Genomic DNA, 14,255 nt, shown 5'->3' with positions numbered 1-14,255 from the left:
ATAAAGGAATAGTTTTTTAGGGTGGATGCTGGAAACTTTTTTTGATACGAAGGATTTGAACTCCATTTCTATCTGAATCTTAACATGTCAGATATCCGCTGAATCCATCGATTTACTCGTCCGCAATTACTATTATTTTTTCCTCAGACAATATACTTTCTGCAGTTAGGATCGCCGCCCTGTCCACATGTATGCGTGGCTTGGCAGGCAGATCATTCTGGTAGTATGTACCCGGACCATACAGCCTTCCATATCTTATCACTATACCACCGTATTCCCACACCATCTTCTCCATGATATCAACTGCTTCGGCACTTTCTCTTTCAAGAGTCCAGGCCACACTCTCCACGATCAGTTTGGGCGAATCCGCTGCCCTTGCGGCACTTAACAAATTCCTTACACCTTCTGTTCTCATCCGGTTATTTCTTTCCGAATAATCCCTCACATATCTGGCATGGTCAGGCAAATCTGTCAACAGGCTAATGATGATATCTGGATCGAAGCTCACTATCGAAGCTTCGAGGTCTTCGGGATCGTAGACGTCACATAGTATCGGCTTTGCTCCCACATTTTCCAATATTCTGACCTTTTCAGGCGATCTGGTCATTCCGGCAACGAAGTATCCGCCTGCCAGGAGTAACGGCAAGAGTTTCATCCCGATTATTCCGGTGGCACCTGCGATAAAAATGCGCATATATTTCAATTTCTATTCCCCATCCATATTTATGGGTTTCCTAAATTTTTGAGCGAAAGGTCTTTCCAAGATCGCAGCCCAGCGTAAAATAGTGGCGGAACGAGTAAATCAACGGTTTCCATTGCTTTGGATCAATGTATTTGCCATCGATGATCAGGTCGTTCCTTGCATGTACCCGAACAACTTTTACCTCTACTATGCCTGCCTGTACATCTGGTTCTGAAATACGGCGTACGCTTTTGACGCAGGCCTCCATCTGCAACCTACATTCAAGGACTCTTGGAGGTTTGACGACTTCAGAATCACAGGGTGTGAGACCTGCCACACCGAATTTATTGCTTTCAAATCTGAATTTATCCGCTTTATCTTGGGGGACAGGGTATTTTCCAGTGAGTGGGGCAAGTCTTTCTACGGACTCCCAGAGAGCCCCCTCTGGAAAATTCAGTGTGCATTCTCCAGTTTCTCTAAGATTTTCCATTGTCTTGCTCTCTGTACCGATTCCCATAACGACAGAATATCCTAGGGCCCAGGCGGAAGATATGGGTGCGAGGTTAACCTTCCCTTCTCTATCTATTGTCGATATAAGAACTACTGGGGTACCGAAATAAAGGATTTCCGGTCTGATGCATGCAAACGATACATTTTCCAATGCATCAGAGTTTTCTTGGTTCGTATTATTTTCCATATTTGTCCATTCTTGTGGCCGTAATAATCCTTGCCATATATGCGAAAAATCATATATGTTAGCGCCGTTCACCAAAAATGGACGAAATAGAAAAGACTCGGTTTGCGAAGGCCATTTCAAGTCCACTAAGACGGAAAATAATAGAAATAATTGCTAAAAAACCATCTTCTGTGAACGAGATAACAATGCAAACACAGGCAGATCAGCCAAAGGTGTCCTCAAATCTGGCAATTCTTTCTGAAGCTAGGCTTGTGGATTCCATTCAGATGGGAAGAGAGAAAATTTACAGGATAGCACCAGAAAAATTTGAGGACATGGTTGATTGGCTTGATTCCATTTTGCATTCAAAAAGCTCAGGCGGATCAGCAAACTACGGCCTATCTCCGGTAAATGATTTAAATTATGCCCGTACCTGTTACGATCACCTTGCAGGTGAGATGGGAGTATACCTTCTTGAAGAATTGCTGAAAAGAAAATGGATTATTTTGGACGATCCAGAGAAGCCTACGTATAGGCTTACCACTGCAGGTGCTGAGGAACTAACAGTGAGGGGTGTCTCTTTACCTCCAAGGGCTAATGGCAAGAGAATGTTCGCTTATGGTTGCAAGGACTGGACTGTAAAGAGGTTTCATTTAGGCGGATTCCTCGGATCATCCATTTTGAAAGTGCTTGAAGCTCGCGGATATGTGGAAAGAATAGAAGGATCAAGAATATTAAAGGTGAAAATTGAACTTTCGAAATTCTTCGGATAACCTTGATGGTCAATGCCCTAAAGAACACATACTGAAATTAAATGGTTGCATATAATATATCATCCAGAGTATTTACCAATATACAGGTTCATATCATTACCGATCTGATCATCCCCCAGAGAAAACCTCGAGTATGGTGACGTCGTCTTCTTTCTTCACAATGTGGTCTCCCAGAACGGGAGATCCGTTAACTATGACCACGTATTCATCCTCGTTCAGGCCAAGATCTTTCATCAGATCGGATACCTTTCTTTCTGATTCTATCGTTAGCTCCTTTCTGATGTGGCCTCTTACCTTGATCATGGCGATCATCCATACATGGACTGAGGTTCCTTCTGCTTTTCCTGAAGCTCCTTGTACTGCTCCTCTATCTTCTTTATCTGTTCGTCAAGCGCCTTTACCTGCTCCTCGAGTAGATCGGTCTTTATCTTCAGATTGTACGCCTTGTTGATTGCCTCGATGATCGACAATACTGCGCCCGGGTCAGGTATATCGACCGATGTCGGCGTTATGAAGGAGAGGCCCGTTATCTTTCTCACAAGGCATTCGTTTAGTATGCCACCGCCCATTCCCGCAATGATGGCCGAATCAGCGGGCTGTATGCCGGCCTTCTTGAACTTGTCCAGCTTTGGCTTTTCAGCAACGGCAAAGACAGGCCTTTCCTCGGGGATGCCATTTGCTGGGCTACCCTCCATTATGACGATTTCGCTTGCACCAACCTGGTCTATCCAGTTCATGAGTGTATTCGATATCTCATAAATATGTGCGCTGGATATGGGCACCTCGCACATGGCAACCAGAACGGTGTTTGAATTGTTAGCGTAGATCCTGAATGGATGCCTCAGTTTTCCGCCAACAAATACGGCCACTGGCGGAATGTGCTGCGATATCAGGTGCGCAACCTGGTGCATTCCGAGTGTTTCAACTATGTAACTCGCTGCAAGGACACCGGTTGGAGTTGATCCTGCAAACCCGCACAGAACAACGGGGTTATTGTAGTTGCGCTTCTCAAGTTCCATTACCTGGCTCTCTGAAGCCTTTTTGTTGACCATGATCATTTTAGGCAATATCTGTATTTATATTTATGGCAAAGTTGTGGGGTTGGGGAAGCCGGAAAACTCAAATGCTTTAGTGATGTGATAAAAGGGCTTCTCCAGTGAACATATTTATTGAGATGTCACTGGTCCGTAGCAGAACATTGATGATCCAGCGTTTTCGCTGCAATTGCATGCATGAATGCTAATCACAGATGCGCAGCCCGCAGAAACGCAGATGTTACGCCAAATGCTGGATACACAAAGCATGTAACTTATTTATAAATGATATTGCAATTGACTGCCATATGAAAATCGGTGCACCATTTGCTGGACCTGTATCATTTCCGCTTCTGGTGATATCAGAATACGAGGATATAGGCCTTCACAATACATGTTCGGAAGATGGCAGTTTTGACGTCGTCCTGGATTCGATAACCAACATCGCTAAATACGGCATGGGGATCATTGCAGGGGTCTTCATCGACATGTATTCCATAATAGGGAATACCGATTCGAAGACTATATACACAGTGAGAAAGGGCACGCTGGCCGACTACAATGCCAGGATCATAGCCAGATCGATATCCGGGCAGGTCATAAACACCGATCCCGACACCGTGGTTAAAATGGCAGAAGAGGGCCATATGGGCCTCGTCGGGAATGAGGTGCAGGTTGGTATAAGCTATGCGGAATTTGCTGAACGCCTCGGGATATATGCAGCTTCCTGTTTAATAGCTGCCCGTGATCAGTCATTCAGATCGGTTCTAGATCAATACCAGAAGGGCATAGAATTCATAGCCAGAAATCCAGAAGTATCTGCAGAGATAATATCCCGGAAAAGCAATTACTATGATGAGAAAACGATGAAGAGGATAATAGGCATATACAGGCACAGGCTCACAACGCTGCGATCGGATTTAGAAAGATCCATCAGCGTATACTCTGCCGTCGAGCCATCCGTGTACAGGCTGAAAATACTTGGGTGAATATCATGGATGCTGAAATTAAACGAAAGTACCTTGAAGCTGGGAGGATTGGAAAGAAAGCCCTTGAAATTGGGGCCAGCATGATAGAACCAGGGGCCAGGCTCCTTGACGTGGCAAATGCGATGGAAAAGTTTGTAAAAGATGAGGGTGCGCTGCCCGCGTTTCCCGTCAACCTGTCCATAAACAACGACGCAGCGCACTACACCCCTGCAATAAATGACAAGAAGACGTTTAAAACAGGGGATGTTGTTAAGGTGGACTTCGGTGCCCATATAGATGGCTACATGTCAGATACTGCGATCACGGTGGAGGTTGGCGAGCAGGGTAAGCATTCTGATCTTATAGATGCGGCCAGGCAGGCCCTCAATGCCGCGATCGAGTTGGTAAGGCCGATGAAGAGCGTCAATGAAATAGGGCGCAGAATAGCCGAGGTGATAAGTTCATATGGTTTCAAGCCAGTGCGGAACCTGGGTGGGCATGGCGTGGAACGCTACGACCTGCATGCATCCATATTCATACCGAATTACGATGACGGAAATGTTGTCAGGCTCCAACCGGATCATGCAATAGCCATAGAACCGTTCGCATCGACGGGCATCGGCATGATCCACGAGGGCCAGCCAGGAAACATTTACATGATCGACAGGCCAAAGCCGCGTGAGGATGAGATCATATACAGGAACTTCAACAAACTTCCGTTCGCGGAGAGGTGGCTTGAGGGCCTAGTTGAGGATCCAAAGTCTTACATAAAGAGGATGATGGCTTCTAAGGAACTCTACTCATTCCCGGTGCTGAAGGAACACAACGGTGCATTCATAGCGCAGTTTGAGCACACGATGATCGTGCTGAACGACGAGGTCATCGTTACGACCAGATGAAACTATTCTTCAATTCGTGTTAAGAATTTCAAATTCTTGATCGTATTCGATGATATCATTTATTTATTTTTAATTTCATTCATATATGTGGGATTTAAAATGAATAGTAATAAATACTTAATAATCATTATTACCCGTGCAGAGCAAAGCAAAGAGTCACATTAGCCCTTCGAAAATTTTTCACCATCGCGTTAGCAATTGTCATGCTCTGCATGGTTTCATGAGGGTGTTTGTATGACGGAAGTTCTGGATCAGGATGAGAAAAACCTCATCGTAAGAGGTTTTACATCCATGGTGCTTGGGAGGTATTTTGACAAGAAGATCATAACGGCCCAGAGGCAGGGCCTGGTCGGTTTCTACACGCCCATGATGGGGCAGGAAGCCACGCAGGCCGGAGCTGCCATGGCGCTGTCAAAGGAGGACAGTGTCTACGGCTATTACCGCGACGTGACGATGCTCATTTACCTGGGGCATCCAATAGAGAAGATATTCGATCAGATAATGGGAAACGCCGAGGACAGTGCCAAGGGCAGGCAGATGCCCAGCCACTACAGTGCGAAGGAGATAAACTTCATGTCAGTTCCCAGCCCGGTAGCCACCAACCTGCCGCTTGCCGTTGGCGCAGCCTATGCCAAGAAATACAGAAAGCAGGAAGGCATCGTGATAACAACGTTCGGAGATGGCGGTACTTCGACCCCGGATTTCCATGCGGCCATGAACTTTGCAGCCGTCTTCGACCTTCCGGTGGTATTCCTCTGCGAGAACAACGGATGGGCCATATCCCTGCCCGTTGAGAAGCAGACCAAGGCTGAAATATACAAGAAGGCCGAAGCATATGGCATGAAGGGCGTCTACGTGGACGGAAACGATTTCATAAAGACCTACAGGACGGTCAAGGACGCGGTCGAGTACGCCAGATCTGGAAATCCGATTCTGGTGGAGGCGAGAAGCTACAGGATGGGGCCGCATTCAACATCGGACGATCCCAGCAAGTACCGCAAGAACGAGGTGCAGGAGAACAGCGATCTTGATCCGCTTGTCATAGCGGAGAAGCTGATGATCAGCGGAGGATACCTCAACCAGGCGGAGATCGACAAGATCAAGGACGAATCAAAGAAGATGATCGATGAGAAGTTCGAGGAGCGCCTCAAGATACCTGCTCCAGATCCTGAGACGATGTTTGATGACGTCTATTCCGAGATCACATGGGCAATTGAAGAGGAGAGGGGTGAGATACTACGCAGATGAACATGGTTCAGGCACTGAACAGTGCAATGGATCTCAAGATGTCCGAGGATGACAGCGTAATAATACTCGGAGAGGACGTAGGCAGGGATGGAGGTGTCTTCAGGGTCACGGATGGCCTACAGGCGAAGTACGGGCCACAGCGTGTGATAGACACTCCGCTTTCTGAGCTGGGAATCGTCGGAATGGCTATTGGAATGGCCGTTAACGGTCTCAAGCCGATTCCGGAGATACAGTTCCAGGATTTCATATACACTTCCATGGACCAGATAATAAACCAGATGGCGAAGATTCGCTACAGGTCAGGAGGCGATTACACCGTCCCGCTGGTTCTGCGCACTCCAGTCGGTGGCGGCATAAAGGGTGGCCTCTACCACTCGCAGAGCGGCGAAGCCTACTTCGCACATACGGCAGGCCTTACAGTTGTAAGCCCGTCAAATCCATATGATGCAAAGGGGCTCCTCATATCAGCGATAGAATCTCCAGATCCGGTCATATTCCTGGAGCCAAAGAGGCTTTACAGGGCGCAGAAGGTTGAGGTTCCGGACGAGAAATACACCATCCCGCTCAGGAAGGCAAACGTCCTGAAGCAGGGAAATGACGTTACAATAGTGACCTACGGTTCGATGGTTCCGACCGTCATGTCCGTTGCGTCCAAGTCAAAGTACGATGTTGAGGTCATAGATCTGCGCACTATAGCGCCGATGGACAGGGATACGATCATATCTTCCGTCAAGAAGACGGGCAGAGTGGTCATAGTCCACGAGGCTCCAAGGACGCTGGGGGTTGGCGCAGAGATATCCGCAATGATATCGGAGCGCGCAATAGAGTACCTTTACGCTCCGATCGTCAGGGTAACTGGCCCGGACACGCCATTCCCCTACAGGCTCGAGGAGTACTATCTGCCCAATGAAGGGAGGATAAATGCAGCTCTAGATAGGGTTATGTCATTCAGGTGATCGTATGTACGAATTCAAACTGCCAGACATAGGTGAGGGGGTAACAGAGGGCGAGATAGTCAGATGGGATGTCAAGGAAGGCGACATGGTGGAGAAGGATCAGGACCTTGTTGAGGTTATGACGGACAAGGTCACAGTGAAGATACCGTCGCCCGTCAGGGGAAAGATAGTGAAGATACTCTACAGGGAGGGCCAGGTTGTCCCTGTGGGTTCTACCCTCCTGCAGATCGATACCGGTGAAGAGGCTCCGGTACAGCAGCCTGCCGGCCGTGCCGAAAGCACGGTTCAGGTTGCAGAGGTCAAGCAGGTGCCCCTGCCGGAGGTATCCGGGCATGTGCTTGCAAGCCCTGCAGTTAGGAGAATAGCGAGGGAGAACGGAATAGACCTCTCGAAGGTGGGAGGCACCGGAGAGGGTGGGCGCGTGACGCTTGACGATCTGGAGAGGTACATGAAGTCGCCTGCACCATCGCCAGCCCCATCCGCTGGAAAAGCGGAGGCCGTGCACACGGCGCCGCAGATCCCGGCCCAGAAGCCTGCACCTGGGAGAGAAGAGATCCTGGAGATGCATGGCCTGAGGCGGATAATATTCGACAAGATGACGAAGGCAAAGCAGATCATGCCCCATTTCACGGTGATGGAGGAAGTCGACGTCACATCCATGGTTTCGATTCTGGATTCCGCGAAGGCCAGGAACAGGAAGGTCACCGTCACGGGCTTTCTGGCAAGGATCGTGCCATCTATCCTGAAGCAGTATCCATACCTCAACGCAATTTACGATGAAACGCGCAGAGTTTACATACTGAAGAAATACTACAACATAGGCATAGCGGTTGACACGCCGGACGGCCTGAACGTCTTCGTCATAAAGGATGCTGATAGAAAGAGCATGGTGGAGATATCTGCAGAGATATCGGACAAGGCAAGCAGGGCACGCGAGAACAAGCTGCAGCTGGATGAAGTCCAGGATTCAACGTTCACCATAACCAACGTTGGCACAATAGGGGGCATAATGTCCACGCCAATAATCAACTATCCTGAGGTCGCAATACTGGGTGTGCACCGGATCCTGGAAAGAGAGGGGCGGAAATACATGTACCTATCGCTGTCCTGTGACCACAGGCTCATAGACGGAGCGGTTGCAACCAGGTTCATCGTGGATCTGAAAAAGGTTATTGAGGATCCGAACGCTATAATCTACGAGATCTGATATGTACGATGCAATAATAATAGGTTCCGGCCCGGGAGGCTATGCAGCGGCCATACGCCTGGGCCAGAGGCAGAAGAAGGTCGCTCTCATCGAAAAGGACAAGATTGGCGGTGAATGCCTTAACTACGGCTGCATACCATCAAAAGCACTGATAGAACTCGCAAACTCGATAAACTACCTCAGGGAGATGCCAGGCGTATCCCTGAACTATTCCATAGACATGAAGAAATGGCAGGAATGGAAGTGGTCCATGATCAACAGGCTGACCGGCGGCGTGGAAACGCTCTGCAAGGGTTATGGCGTCGACGTCATAAGGGGCGAAGCTTACATCGTTGACGCAACCCATGTTAAAATAGGGGAGAAGGTGATCGAGGGAAAGAACCTGGTCATAGCCACCGGTTCCAAGCCGGTCAGGATAAAGGGCATCGACGATGTGATGTACAACAGGGAAGTGCTCGATCTCGATCACATACCGGAGTCAACGGCCATAATAGGCGGCGGCTACATAGGGGTTGAGATTGGGACGGCGCTTGCGAAGCTCGGATCCAAGGTGACAATAATTGAGATGATGCCCAGCATACTTCCCGGCACGGATCAGGAGCTTGTAAGGCATGTTGAGAGGAGGCTGTCCCAGCTCGGCGTCCGAGTTATGACCGGCAAGAAGGTTCTGAACACGCAGCACGGCGATAAGATAAGGGTGAACATGGAGGGCGGAGAGTACGTAGAGGCCGAGAAGGTCCTCATGACCGTTGGAAGGGTACCCAATACGGAGGGATTCGGCCTCGAGAACTTGAAGCTGGAGATGGACGGGCGCTTCATAAAGACGGACGCGCACAAGCGCACAAGCGTGCCGAACGTTTACGCCATAGGCGACGTGTCCGGGCAGCCCATGCTTGCGCACAAGGCATATTACGACGCGGATATTGCTGCGGACAACATATGCGGCATGGACAGCGTAGTAGAATACAGGGCCATGCCATACGTCATATACTCTGATCCTGAGATAGCGTACACCGGATCGAAGTCAGCGAAGTCAACCAGATTTCCGGTTGCAGCAAACGGGAGATCGCTTACCATGAACGAGAGCATCGGAACATTCAATATATACTACGATGAGAAGGGCATCGTAACAGGTGCCGGCCTTGCCGCACCTCACGCAAGCGAGCTGATAAGCGAACTGTCCCTTGCGGTTGAATCCGGGCTGATGGCAATGGACATAGGGCTGACCATACACCCGCATCCGACCGTCAGCGAGGGCGTCAAGGAGACTGCAGAAGAAGCCTACGGAAAGCCCCTGCACTTCAAAATTTGAACCATCTCATTTTATTCCATTTTTAAAAAATCTGAGAAGATCATAACTTTCATTTCCTGAATAATACATCATTTTACTGAAAAGTCTGGATTATGAGACGCGGTGTATGCTCCATATCTTCTCTGGTATGTTCAGCCTCTTGTTGGAAAGCAATGCGTGCATGAATAGTATCGATGAGAGCCTGTTGGCATATATCAGAACGTTCTTGTTGATCTCCGTGAGTTTAGACGCCGCAACTATCCTCCTCTCAAGCCTCCTCGAAACAGCACGTGCCATGTGGAGCGAGGCGGATTCTATCGAACCGCCAGGCACAACGAAAAGCTCTATCTTTCCGATCTCTGCCTTCATCTCCTTCACGCGGGCTTCGAGATAGTCTATCATCTCCCTCGTTACTGTCCTACCCTTTCCGCCGGTTGATACATCCTCACCCAAAACGAAGAGATCGTTCTGTATCCTGAAAAGATCGTTCCTGATATCGTCCCATCTGCTCAGCACCAGTGCGTATCCTATGAATGAGTTGAGTTCATCGATTGTGCCCTGGACCTCAACAACTGGAGAGTCCTTGCCTACCCTGGCCCTGTTTGCAAGGTCCGTTTCGCCCTGATCGCCCCTCCTTGTGAACATCTCTATACCATCTCACTAAACTTGGCTTCACATTATTGCAGCCATCTTAAAAACATGATCAGAAACGCCAGATAAAAAGATCTTGATCGGATGTAACGCATCTTTTTCATTTTCCATCGGGTAGCATCACAAAAAGCTTTATCCAACTCAGGCATTTTTTTACGTGGCCAGGCCAAACCAGATAATGGAATCCAGATGGCTAGTCCTGATTCAGGGCATCATAACGATACTCCTCGGTCTGTCTCTGATATCCTCAACGCATGTCGTCGTGATACACGTGATTGGATTGGCCGTTGGGGTATCGATCAAGGCGATGGCATTCATCGCCGTATTTGACGGCTTCGTCCTCTCAATTTTCGGCTTTCTGATGAAGGAGAAGACCAAGACCGCCTGGTGGATCATGGTTTCAGGCTCCTTCATCACGGTGCTGATACTGGCCTTTGGAGCTGGAAGGCACTACCATATCACCATACTTGGCATGGCCTTCTCATTTTTCGTTATATTCATGCTCATTAGGCGGCGCAGGGAATACGTATATCCGGCCCGCATACTTGGCAGGCCTGAGGTGGCCATTGCACTGGTCACAATAGCGTTTACCATACTGTACGGCATAGGGGGATCGCTGCTGTTCGGAGATCAGTTCAGGCCGCCAATAACTGACCTGGGCAACGCCTTCTATTACACGGGCGAAGTAATAACGACGCTTGGCTTCGGCGATATACTGCCGGTGACCATGGATGCGAAGATATTCACCATATCGCTTGCCTTCCTTGGAGTGGCAATATTTTTTAGCTCGATCACCGCTCTCATACTGCCTTCGGTTGAACGCCGTCTTGGAGGCTTGGTGAACAGGATGGAGAAAAGGGAGCTGAAAACGCTTAAAGATTACGTTCTGGTATGTGGATTTTCAAATCTGCTGCAGGAGTACCTGTCGAAGATGAAGGCAACAGGAACGGTTGTTGTGGTGATAGAACGTGACGAGGCAAAGGCTAGGTCTCTGAGGGATGAGGGATACATAGTCTTCGACCACAACGCTGACGATATCGATCTCCTGTCATCATTCGATTTTTCGTCGGCCAGGGAGATAATAATAGGTTCGGATGACGATGCGTATAACCTCATAATAGCCGCAGCCATGAAGAGCGTAATATCAGACGAAAACAGGCAGAAGGTAAGGGTACTTGTCGTGGACCCAAAGGATATGGTGAAGTTCAGGATAATGGGCTTCAGCCTGATCAACGTTTCATCCGTGCTCTCGGACAGCCTGTATGCAGGAAGAAACGCACCCGGCTGACGATCGCTTCACAATCATCGCATCGTCTGCGCGAAATATTTTATCCAGTTTATCCATAATGCTGGGATAGTATAAGATGATCAGGATAGGCGACGGAAGGAAGAGCGACTCATGGGCGGAGATCAACGTGGTCGTTGATATATTCAGATCCACTACCACGATTCCGATGATACTTTTTCGGGGTGCGAAATACATACTGCCTTTCCGCGATGTCAGGAAGGCAATTGAGTTCAAGAGAAGGAATCCGGGCACGATTCTCGTGGGGGAAAAGTATGGGATAAAACCGCCTTACTTTGATTATGATAATTCCCCTGCGGAAATCGCGGAGGCCGATCTTTCCGGAAAAGTTGTTGCATTCACCTCGACCAACGGTACCTACGTTCTTTCGCGTATACGGAGCGGCAGGATAATATTCTCATCGTACGTGAACCTCAGCGCGACCGTAGCGATGATCAGGTCGCAGAGGGACGTCCTGATACTTCCTTCAAACAGGCCAATAGGAAAGGCCCCCGAGGACATACTCTTCGCCAACCTGCTCAAGCTGATGGCAGAGGGCCATGAAGTTGATGTCAGCGAATATACAAGGAAGACTGAGGAGATAAACAGGAACATAATAGCAGGCGTGGGCGAAAGGGATCTGGAATTCTGCCTCAGGGTTGACCACACAAATATCGTACCGGAGTACATCGATGGCAGAATAGTGCAGAGCCCTGATTCTGTGGCACTTACCGATGCCTGATTTTCATATCTCTGCAAAATCCCCGTCTGCAAGGGCAGTTCCGCGTTCTTCGGCCAGCATAGAGATTATGGCCTGTGCCCATTTCAGCTTCCTCGCCTTTATGGCAGGATTTCCAGGCTTCGATCTGTTTACGTGATGGAAATCGAATGAAACCAGAACAATTTTTTCGAAGCCCATCCTGCTTGCTATGTATGCCGATCTGTCTCCATCGGTGAAGCCGAAGAAGTTTGCAACATTCCTGTACGGAATGCCCTGGGTGGTTCCGATCATATCATCTCTTATCCTGTGTCCGTTTCCTATGATCCTGTGGATGTTGTCTCCATGCGCGTGTATTATGATCGAAGTGCCCTTGGATGCACAGCTGAATATCGTATCGACATCCCCGTCCAGATCCGTCACTATCATGTCCGGGCATCCGCGGACTGCAAAATAGGCCGATATTGCTGAATCCGCTACAATGGTGTATCCACTGGAAATGCTCTGTATCGCCTCATCTATGTTCGGACCATTTCCGATAACGTATGCCGTGCTCCCCTTCCTGTCGGGAAGTTCCGGCTTTCCGACGAGGTTCGAAAGTATGATGGATGAAAGAAGATCCGCTGAAGGATCAAAGGAGAAGTCGTCGGCGATGGACCTGTATATGGCCAGCCATCTGGGAAGATCCATCAGGTGCCCTCTCTTAGTATCTCCGGATTCTCATTGAAGTACCTGTGCACCATGGAGGATACGATGGCTATTATCAGGCCCAGGATCAGGAAGAATATGCTTATGAGCCCGGACTTGAGCGTTATGAAGCCCAGAATATACCTTATGTAGTTGAACATGCCGTAGACTACAAATGCTATCGAAAGCGAGAATATCAGGCCATACCATATCTTGAGTATGCCGGCCTTTCTTCCCACGGCTAGTTCGGCGACCCTGCCAACCTCCGTGGTGAATATGGATCCATAGACCCACCAGGTGAACAGCGAGAGGAATACCAGGAACGCATCGAGGCCGTTCTTTGACGTGTGCACGGCTATCGTATAACTTGAGGCAATTCCCACGAGCACAAGCAGGCCCGCGATGACGTATGTGAAGAACAGTATCCTGGTATCCTGTGCGTATTCGTGTACTTCGCGTATCAGCCTGGCCATGAGGTTGAAGAGATCGAAGCCCCTCTCAAGCAGATACGCGCCAAGAACCAGAGTAACGAACGTTATGGCTCCGACCGTAGGATCGATAATCCTTACGCCGGTAACGTATGCAGAGTAAAGGATGAATATCAGCGAGACAAGCCCGTAGGTCAGGAAGACCAGTCCCAGAGGTATGAGTATCTTGCTGAGGATCTTCTTGTCCTTCAGCGCACGCACTATATAGTAGTACAGGCTCTCTATGTTCTCGTTGTGCCTCACTATTATGTGCTTCACGTACCTTATCTTTATGTACGAGAGGATAACAGGGACTATGTAATCGTCTTCAGCGCCATCCGAAACGAGGATCGCGTCGGTGTAAAGTCCTGATCCGACAACGTCGGCTATCTGCTTTGACAGGATCTCGTCGGATTTCTCTCCCACATCATTATCGCCGGTGAGCAGGGCTATTTCAACGTCCTCGCCCTTTTTTCTCAGATCCTCATAAACCTTCAGAGCACCGAAAAGCGCGTTAGAATCAGAGTCCTCAGGATCAACACTTATCAGCCTGACGGCGGCATTATAGCACTCTGTGTATCCCACGACAGGCCCTTTAACACCAGCCTTGTCGCCGAAATCGTTGTCTCTATCCACGTTTATGATGAGGGTTGTCATACGAGGCCCCAGCGCATGATTTTATTAACAGAAACACTTATTTAAGCATATTTGTG

16 protein-coding genes are annotated in these 14,255 nt (G+C 48.9%); 9 read left to right on the top strand and 7 right to left on the bottom strand.

Features of this window, described 5'->3' with window-relative positions; translation table 11 throughout:
- Window positions 1-112 precede the first annotated feature (112 nt).
- Both TA_RS07485 and TA_RS07480 read right to left on the bottom strand, forming a co-directional pair.
- Window positions 113-655, bottom strand: a complete 543-nt coding sequence (locus tag TA_RS07485; RefSeq protein WP_394295364.1) for an NAD(P)H-binding protein — start codon at window positions 653-655, stop codon at window positions 113-115.
- A 79-nt stretch (window positions 656-734) separates the two neighbouring features.
- Complete coding sequence (locus tag TA_RS07480) at window positions 735-1,379, bottom strand: flavin reductase family protein (protein ID WP_010901847.1); 645 nt, start codon at window positions 1,377-1,379, stop codon at window positions 735-737.
- Between the two features lie 77 nt (window positions 1,380-1,456).
- Between TA_RS07480 and TA_RS07475 the strand changes: the two genes are divergently transcribed.
- The gene (locus TA_RS07475) at window positions 1,457-2,131 is read left to right on the top strand and encodes an ArsR/SmtB family transcription factor (protein ID WP_048162160.1); all 675 of its coding nucleotides are present in this window, start codon (window positions 1,457-1,459) and stop codon (window positions 2,129-2,131) included.
- 108 nt (window positions 2,132-2,239) lie between these two features.
- Here TA_RS07475 and TA_RS07470 read toward each other — a convergent pair whose 3' ends face one another.
- Window positions 2,240-2,434, bottom strand: coding sequence for a MoaD/ThiS family protein (locus TA_RS07470; protein WP_241761838.1), 195 nt, complete (start codon window positions 2,432-2,434; stop codon window positions 2,240-2,242).
- A gap of 5 nt (window positions 2,435-2,439) precedes the next feature.
- Complete coding sequence (locus TA_RS07465; RefSeq protein WP_048162436.1) at window positions 2,440-3,183, bottom strand: proteasome assembly chaperone family protein; 744 nt, start codon at window positions 3,181-3,183, stop codon at window positions 2,440-2,442.
- Between the two features lie 290 nt (window positions 3,184-3,473).
- Between TA_RS07465 and TA_RS07460 the strand changes: the two genes are divergently transcribed.
- The 6 genes from TA_RS07460 to lpdA all read left to right on the top strand — a co-directional run bounded on the left by TA_RS07460 (window position 3,474) and on the right by lpdA (window position 9,755).
- A complete protein-coding gene (locus TA_RS07460; protein WP_048162158.1) occupies window positions 3,474-4,154 on the top strand; it encodes a DUF3834 domain-containing protein in 681 nt (226 codons plus the stop codon).
- A gap of 5 nt (window positions 4,155-4,159) precedes the next feature.
- Window positions 4,160-5,032 carry a type II methionyl aminopeptidase gene (gene map, locus TA_RS07455; protein WP_048162434.1) on the top strand — a complete coding sequence of 291 codons (873 nt, stop codon included), beginning with the start codon at window positions 4,160-4,162 and terminating at the stop codon, window positions 5,030-5,032.
- A 234-nt stretch (window positions 5,033-5,266) separates the two neighbouring features.
- Window positions 5,267-6,280, top strand: a complete 1,014-nt coding sequence (locus tag TA_RS07450) for a thiamine pyrophosphate-dependent dehydrogenase E1 component subunit alpha (RefSeq protein WP_010901841.1) — start codon at window positions 5,267-5,269, stop codon at window positions 6,278-6,280.
- Window positions 6,277-7,236 (top strand): alpha-ketoacid dehydrogenase subunit beta, encoded by a 960-nt coding sequence (locus tag TA_RS07445; protein ID WP_010901840.1) that lies wholly within the window; start codon window positions 6,277-6,279, stop codon window positions 7,234-7,236. The genes TA_RS07450 and TA_RS07445 overlap by 4 nt, the downstream gene beginning before the upstream one ends.
- 4 nt (window positions 7,237-7,240) lie before the next feature.
- Window positions 7,241-8,443, top strand: a complete 1,203-nt coding sequence (locus TA_RS07440; protein WP_010901839.1) for a dihydrolipoamide acetyltransferase family protein — start codon at window positions 7,241-7,243, stop codon at window positions 8,441-8,443.
- A 1-nt stretch (window position 8,444) separates the two neighbouring features.
- Window positions 8,445-9,755, top strand: coding sequence for a dihydrolipoyl dehydrogenase (gene lpdA, locus TA_RS07435; protein WP_010901838.1), 1,311 nt, complete (start codon window positions 8,445-8,447; stop codon window positions 9,753-9,755).
- Between the two features lie 90 nt (window positions 9,756-9,845).
- On the opposite strand, the gene TA_RS07430 is transcribed toward lpdA, so the two are convergent.
- A complete protein-coding gene (locus TA_RS07430) occupies window positions 9,846-10,379 on the bottom strand; it encodes a cob(I)yrinic acid a,c-diamide adenosyltransferase (RefSeq protein ID WP_010901837.1) in 534 nt (177 codons plus the stop codon).
- 163 nt (window positions 10,380-10,542) lie between these two features.
- Here TA_RS07430 and TA_RS07425 point away from each other — a divergent pair, with 163 nt between their 5' ends.
- Together TA_RS07425 and TA_RS07420 are read left to right on the top strand one after the other, a co-directional pair.
- Window positions 10,543-11,673 (top strand): NAD-binding protein, encoded by a 1,131-nt coding sequence (locus TA_RS07425; protein WP_241761837.1) that lies wholly within the window; start codon window positions 10,543-10,545, stop codon window positions 11,671-11,673.
- 76 nt (window positions 11,674-11,749) lie between these two features.
- A complete protein-coding gene (locus TA_RS07420; RefSeq protein WP_010901835.1) occupies window positions 11,750-12,412 on the top strand; it encodes a 2-phosphosulfolactate phosphatase family protein in 663 nt (220 codons plus the stop codon).
- A 3-nt stretch (window positions 12,413-12,415) separates the two neighbouring features.
- On the opposite strand, the gene TA_RS07415 is transcribed toward TA_RS07420, so the two are convergent.
- Complete coding sequence (locus TA_RS07415) at window positions 12,416-13,078, bottom strand: 6-hydroxymethylpterin diphosphokinase MptE-like protein (protein WP_010901834.1); 663 nt, start codon at window positions 13,076-13,078, stop codon at window positions 12,416-12,418.
- The gene (locus tag TA_RS07410) at window positions 13,078-14,199 is read right to left on the bottom strand and encodes a DUF373 family protein (protein ID WP_010901833.1); all 1,122 of its coding nucleotides are present in this window, start codon (window positions 14,197-14,199) and stop codon (window positions 13,078-13,080) included. The genes TA_RS07415 and TA_RS07410 overlap by 1 nt, the downstream gene beginning before the upstream one ends.
- Between the last annotated feature and the right edge of the window lie 56 nt (window positions 14,200-14,255).

Origin of the sequence: Thermoplasma acidophilum DSM 1728, assembly GCF_000195915.1 — an archaeon.
GTDB lineage: Archaea > Thermoplasmatota > Thermoplasmata > Thermoplasmatales > Thermoplasmataceae > Thermoplasma > Thermoplasma acidophilum.
The sequence above is the reverse complement of the archived record's forward strand: the minus strand, read 5'-3'. Positions and strand labels throughout refer to the sequence as shown.

Coding starts and splice junctions, on each gene's coding strand:
- TA_RS07485 (WP_394295364.1), bottom strand. CDS start 655: ATGAAACTCTTGCCGTTACTCCTGGCAGGCGGATACTTCGTTGCCGGA.
- TA_RS07480 (WP_010901847.1), bottom strand. CDS start 1,379: ATGGAAAATAATACGAACCAAGAAAACTCTGATGCATTGGAAAATGTA.
- TA_RS07475 (WP_048162160.1), top strand. CDS start 1,457: ATGGACGAAATAGAAAAGACTCGGTTTGCGAAGGCCATTTCAAGTCCA.
- TA_RS07470 (WP_241761838.1), bottom strand. CDS start 2,434: ATGATCAAGGTAAGAGGCCACATCAGAAAGGAGCTAACGATAGAATCA.
- TA_RS07465 (WP_048162436.1), bottom strand. CDS start 3,183: ATGGTCAACAAAAAGGCTTCAGAGAGCCAGGTAATGGAACTTGAGAAG.
- TA_RS07460 (WP_048162158.1), top strand. CDS start 3,474: ATGAAAATCGGTGCACCATTTGCTGGACCTGTATCATTTCCGCTTCTG.
- map (WP_048162434.1), top strand. CDS start 4,160: ATGGATGCTGAAATTAAACGAAAGTACCTTGAAGCTGGGAGGATTGGA.
- TA_RS07450 (WP_010901841.1), top strand. CDS start 5,267: ATGACGGAAGTTCTGGATCAGGATGAGAAAAACCTCATCGTAAGAGGT.
- TA_RS07445 (WP_010901840.1), top strand. CDS start 6,277: ATGAACATGGTTCAGGCACTGAACAGTGCAATGGATCTCAAGATGTCC.
- TA_RS07440 (WP_010901839.1), top strand. CDS start 7,241: ATGTACGAATTCAAACTGCCAGACATAGGTGAGGGGGTAACAGAGGGC.
- lpdA (WP_010901838.1), top strand. CDS start 8,445: ATGTACGATGCAATAATAATAGGTTCCGGCCCGGGAGGCTATGCAGCG.
- TA_RS07430 (WP_010901837.1), bottom strand. CDS start 10,379: ATGTTCACAAGGAGGGGCGATCAGGGCGAAACGGACCTTGCAAACAGG.
- TA_RS07420 (WP_010901835.1), top strand. CDS start 11,750: ATGATCAGGATAGGCGACGGAAGGAAGAGCGACTCATGGGCGGAGATC.
- TA_RS07415 (WP_010901834.1), bottom strand. CDS start 13,078: ATGGATCTTCCCAGATGGCTGGCCATATACAGGTCCATCGCCGACGAC.
- TA_RS07410 (WP_010901833.1), bottom strand. CDS start 14,199: ATGACAACCCTCATCATAAACGTGGATAGAGACAACGATTTCGGCGAC.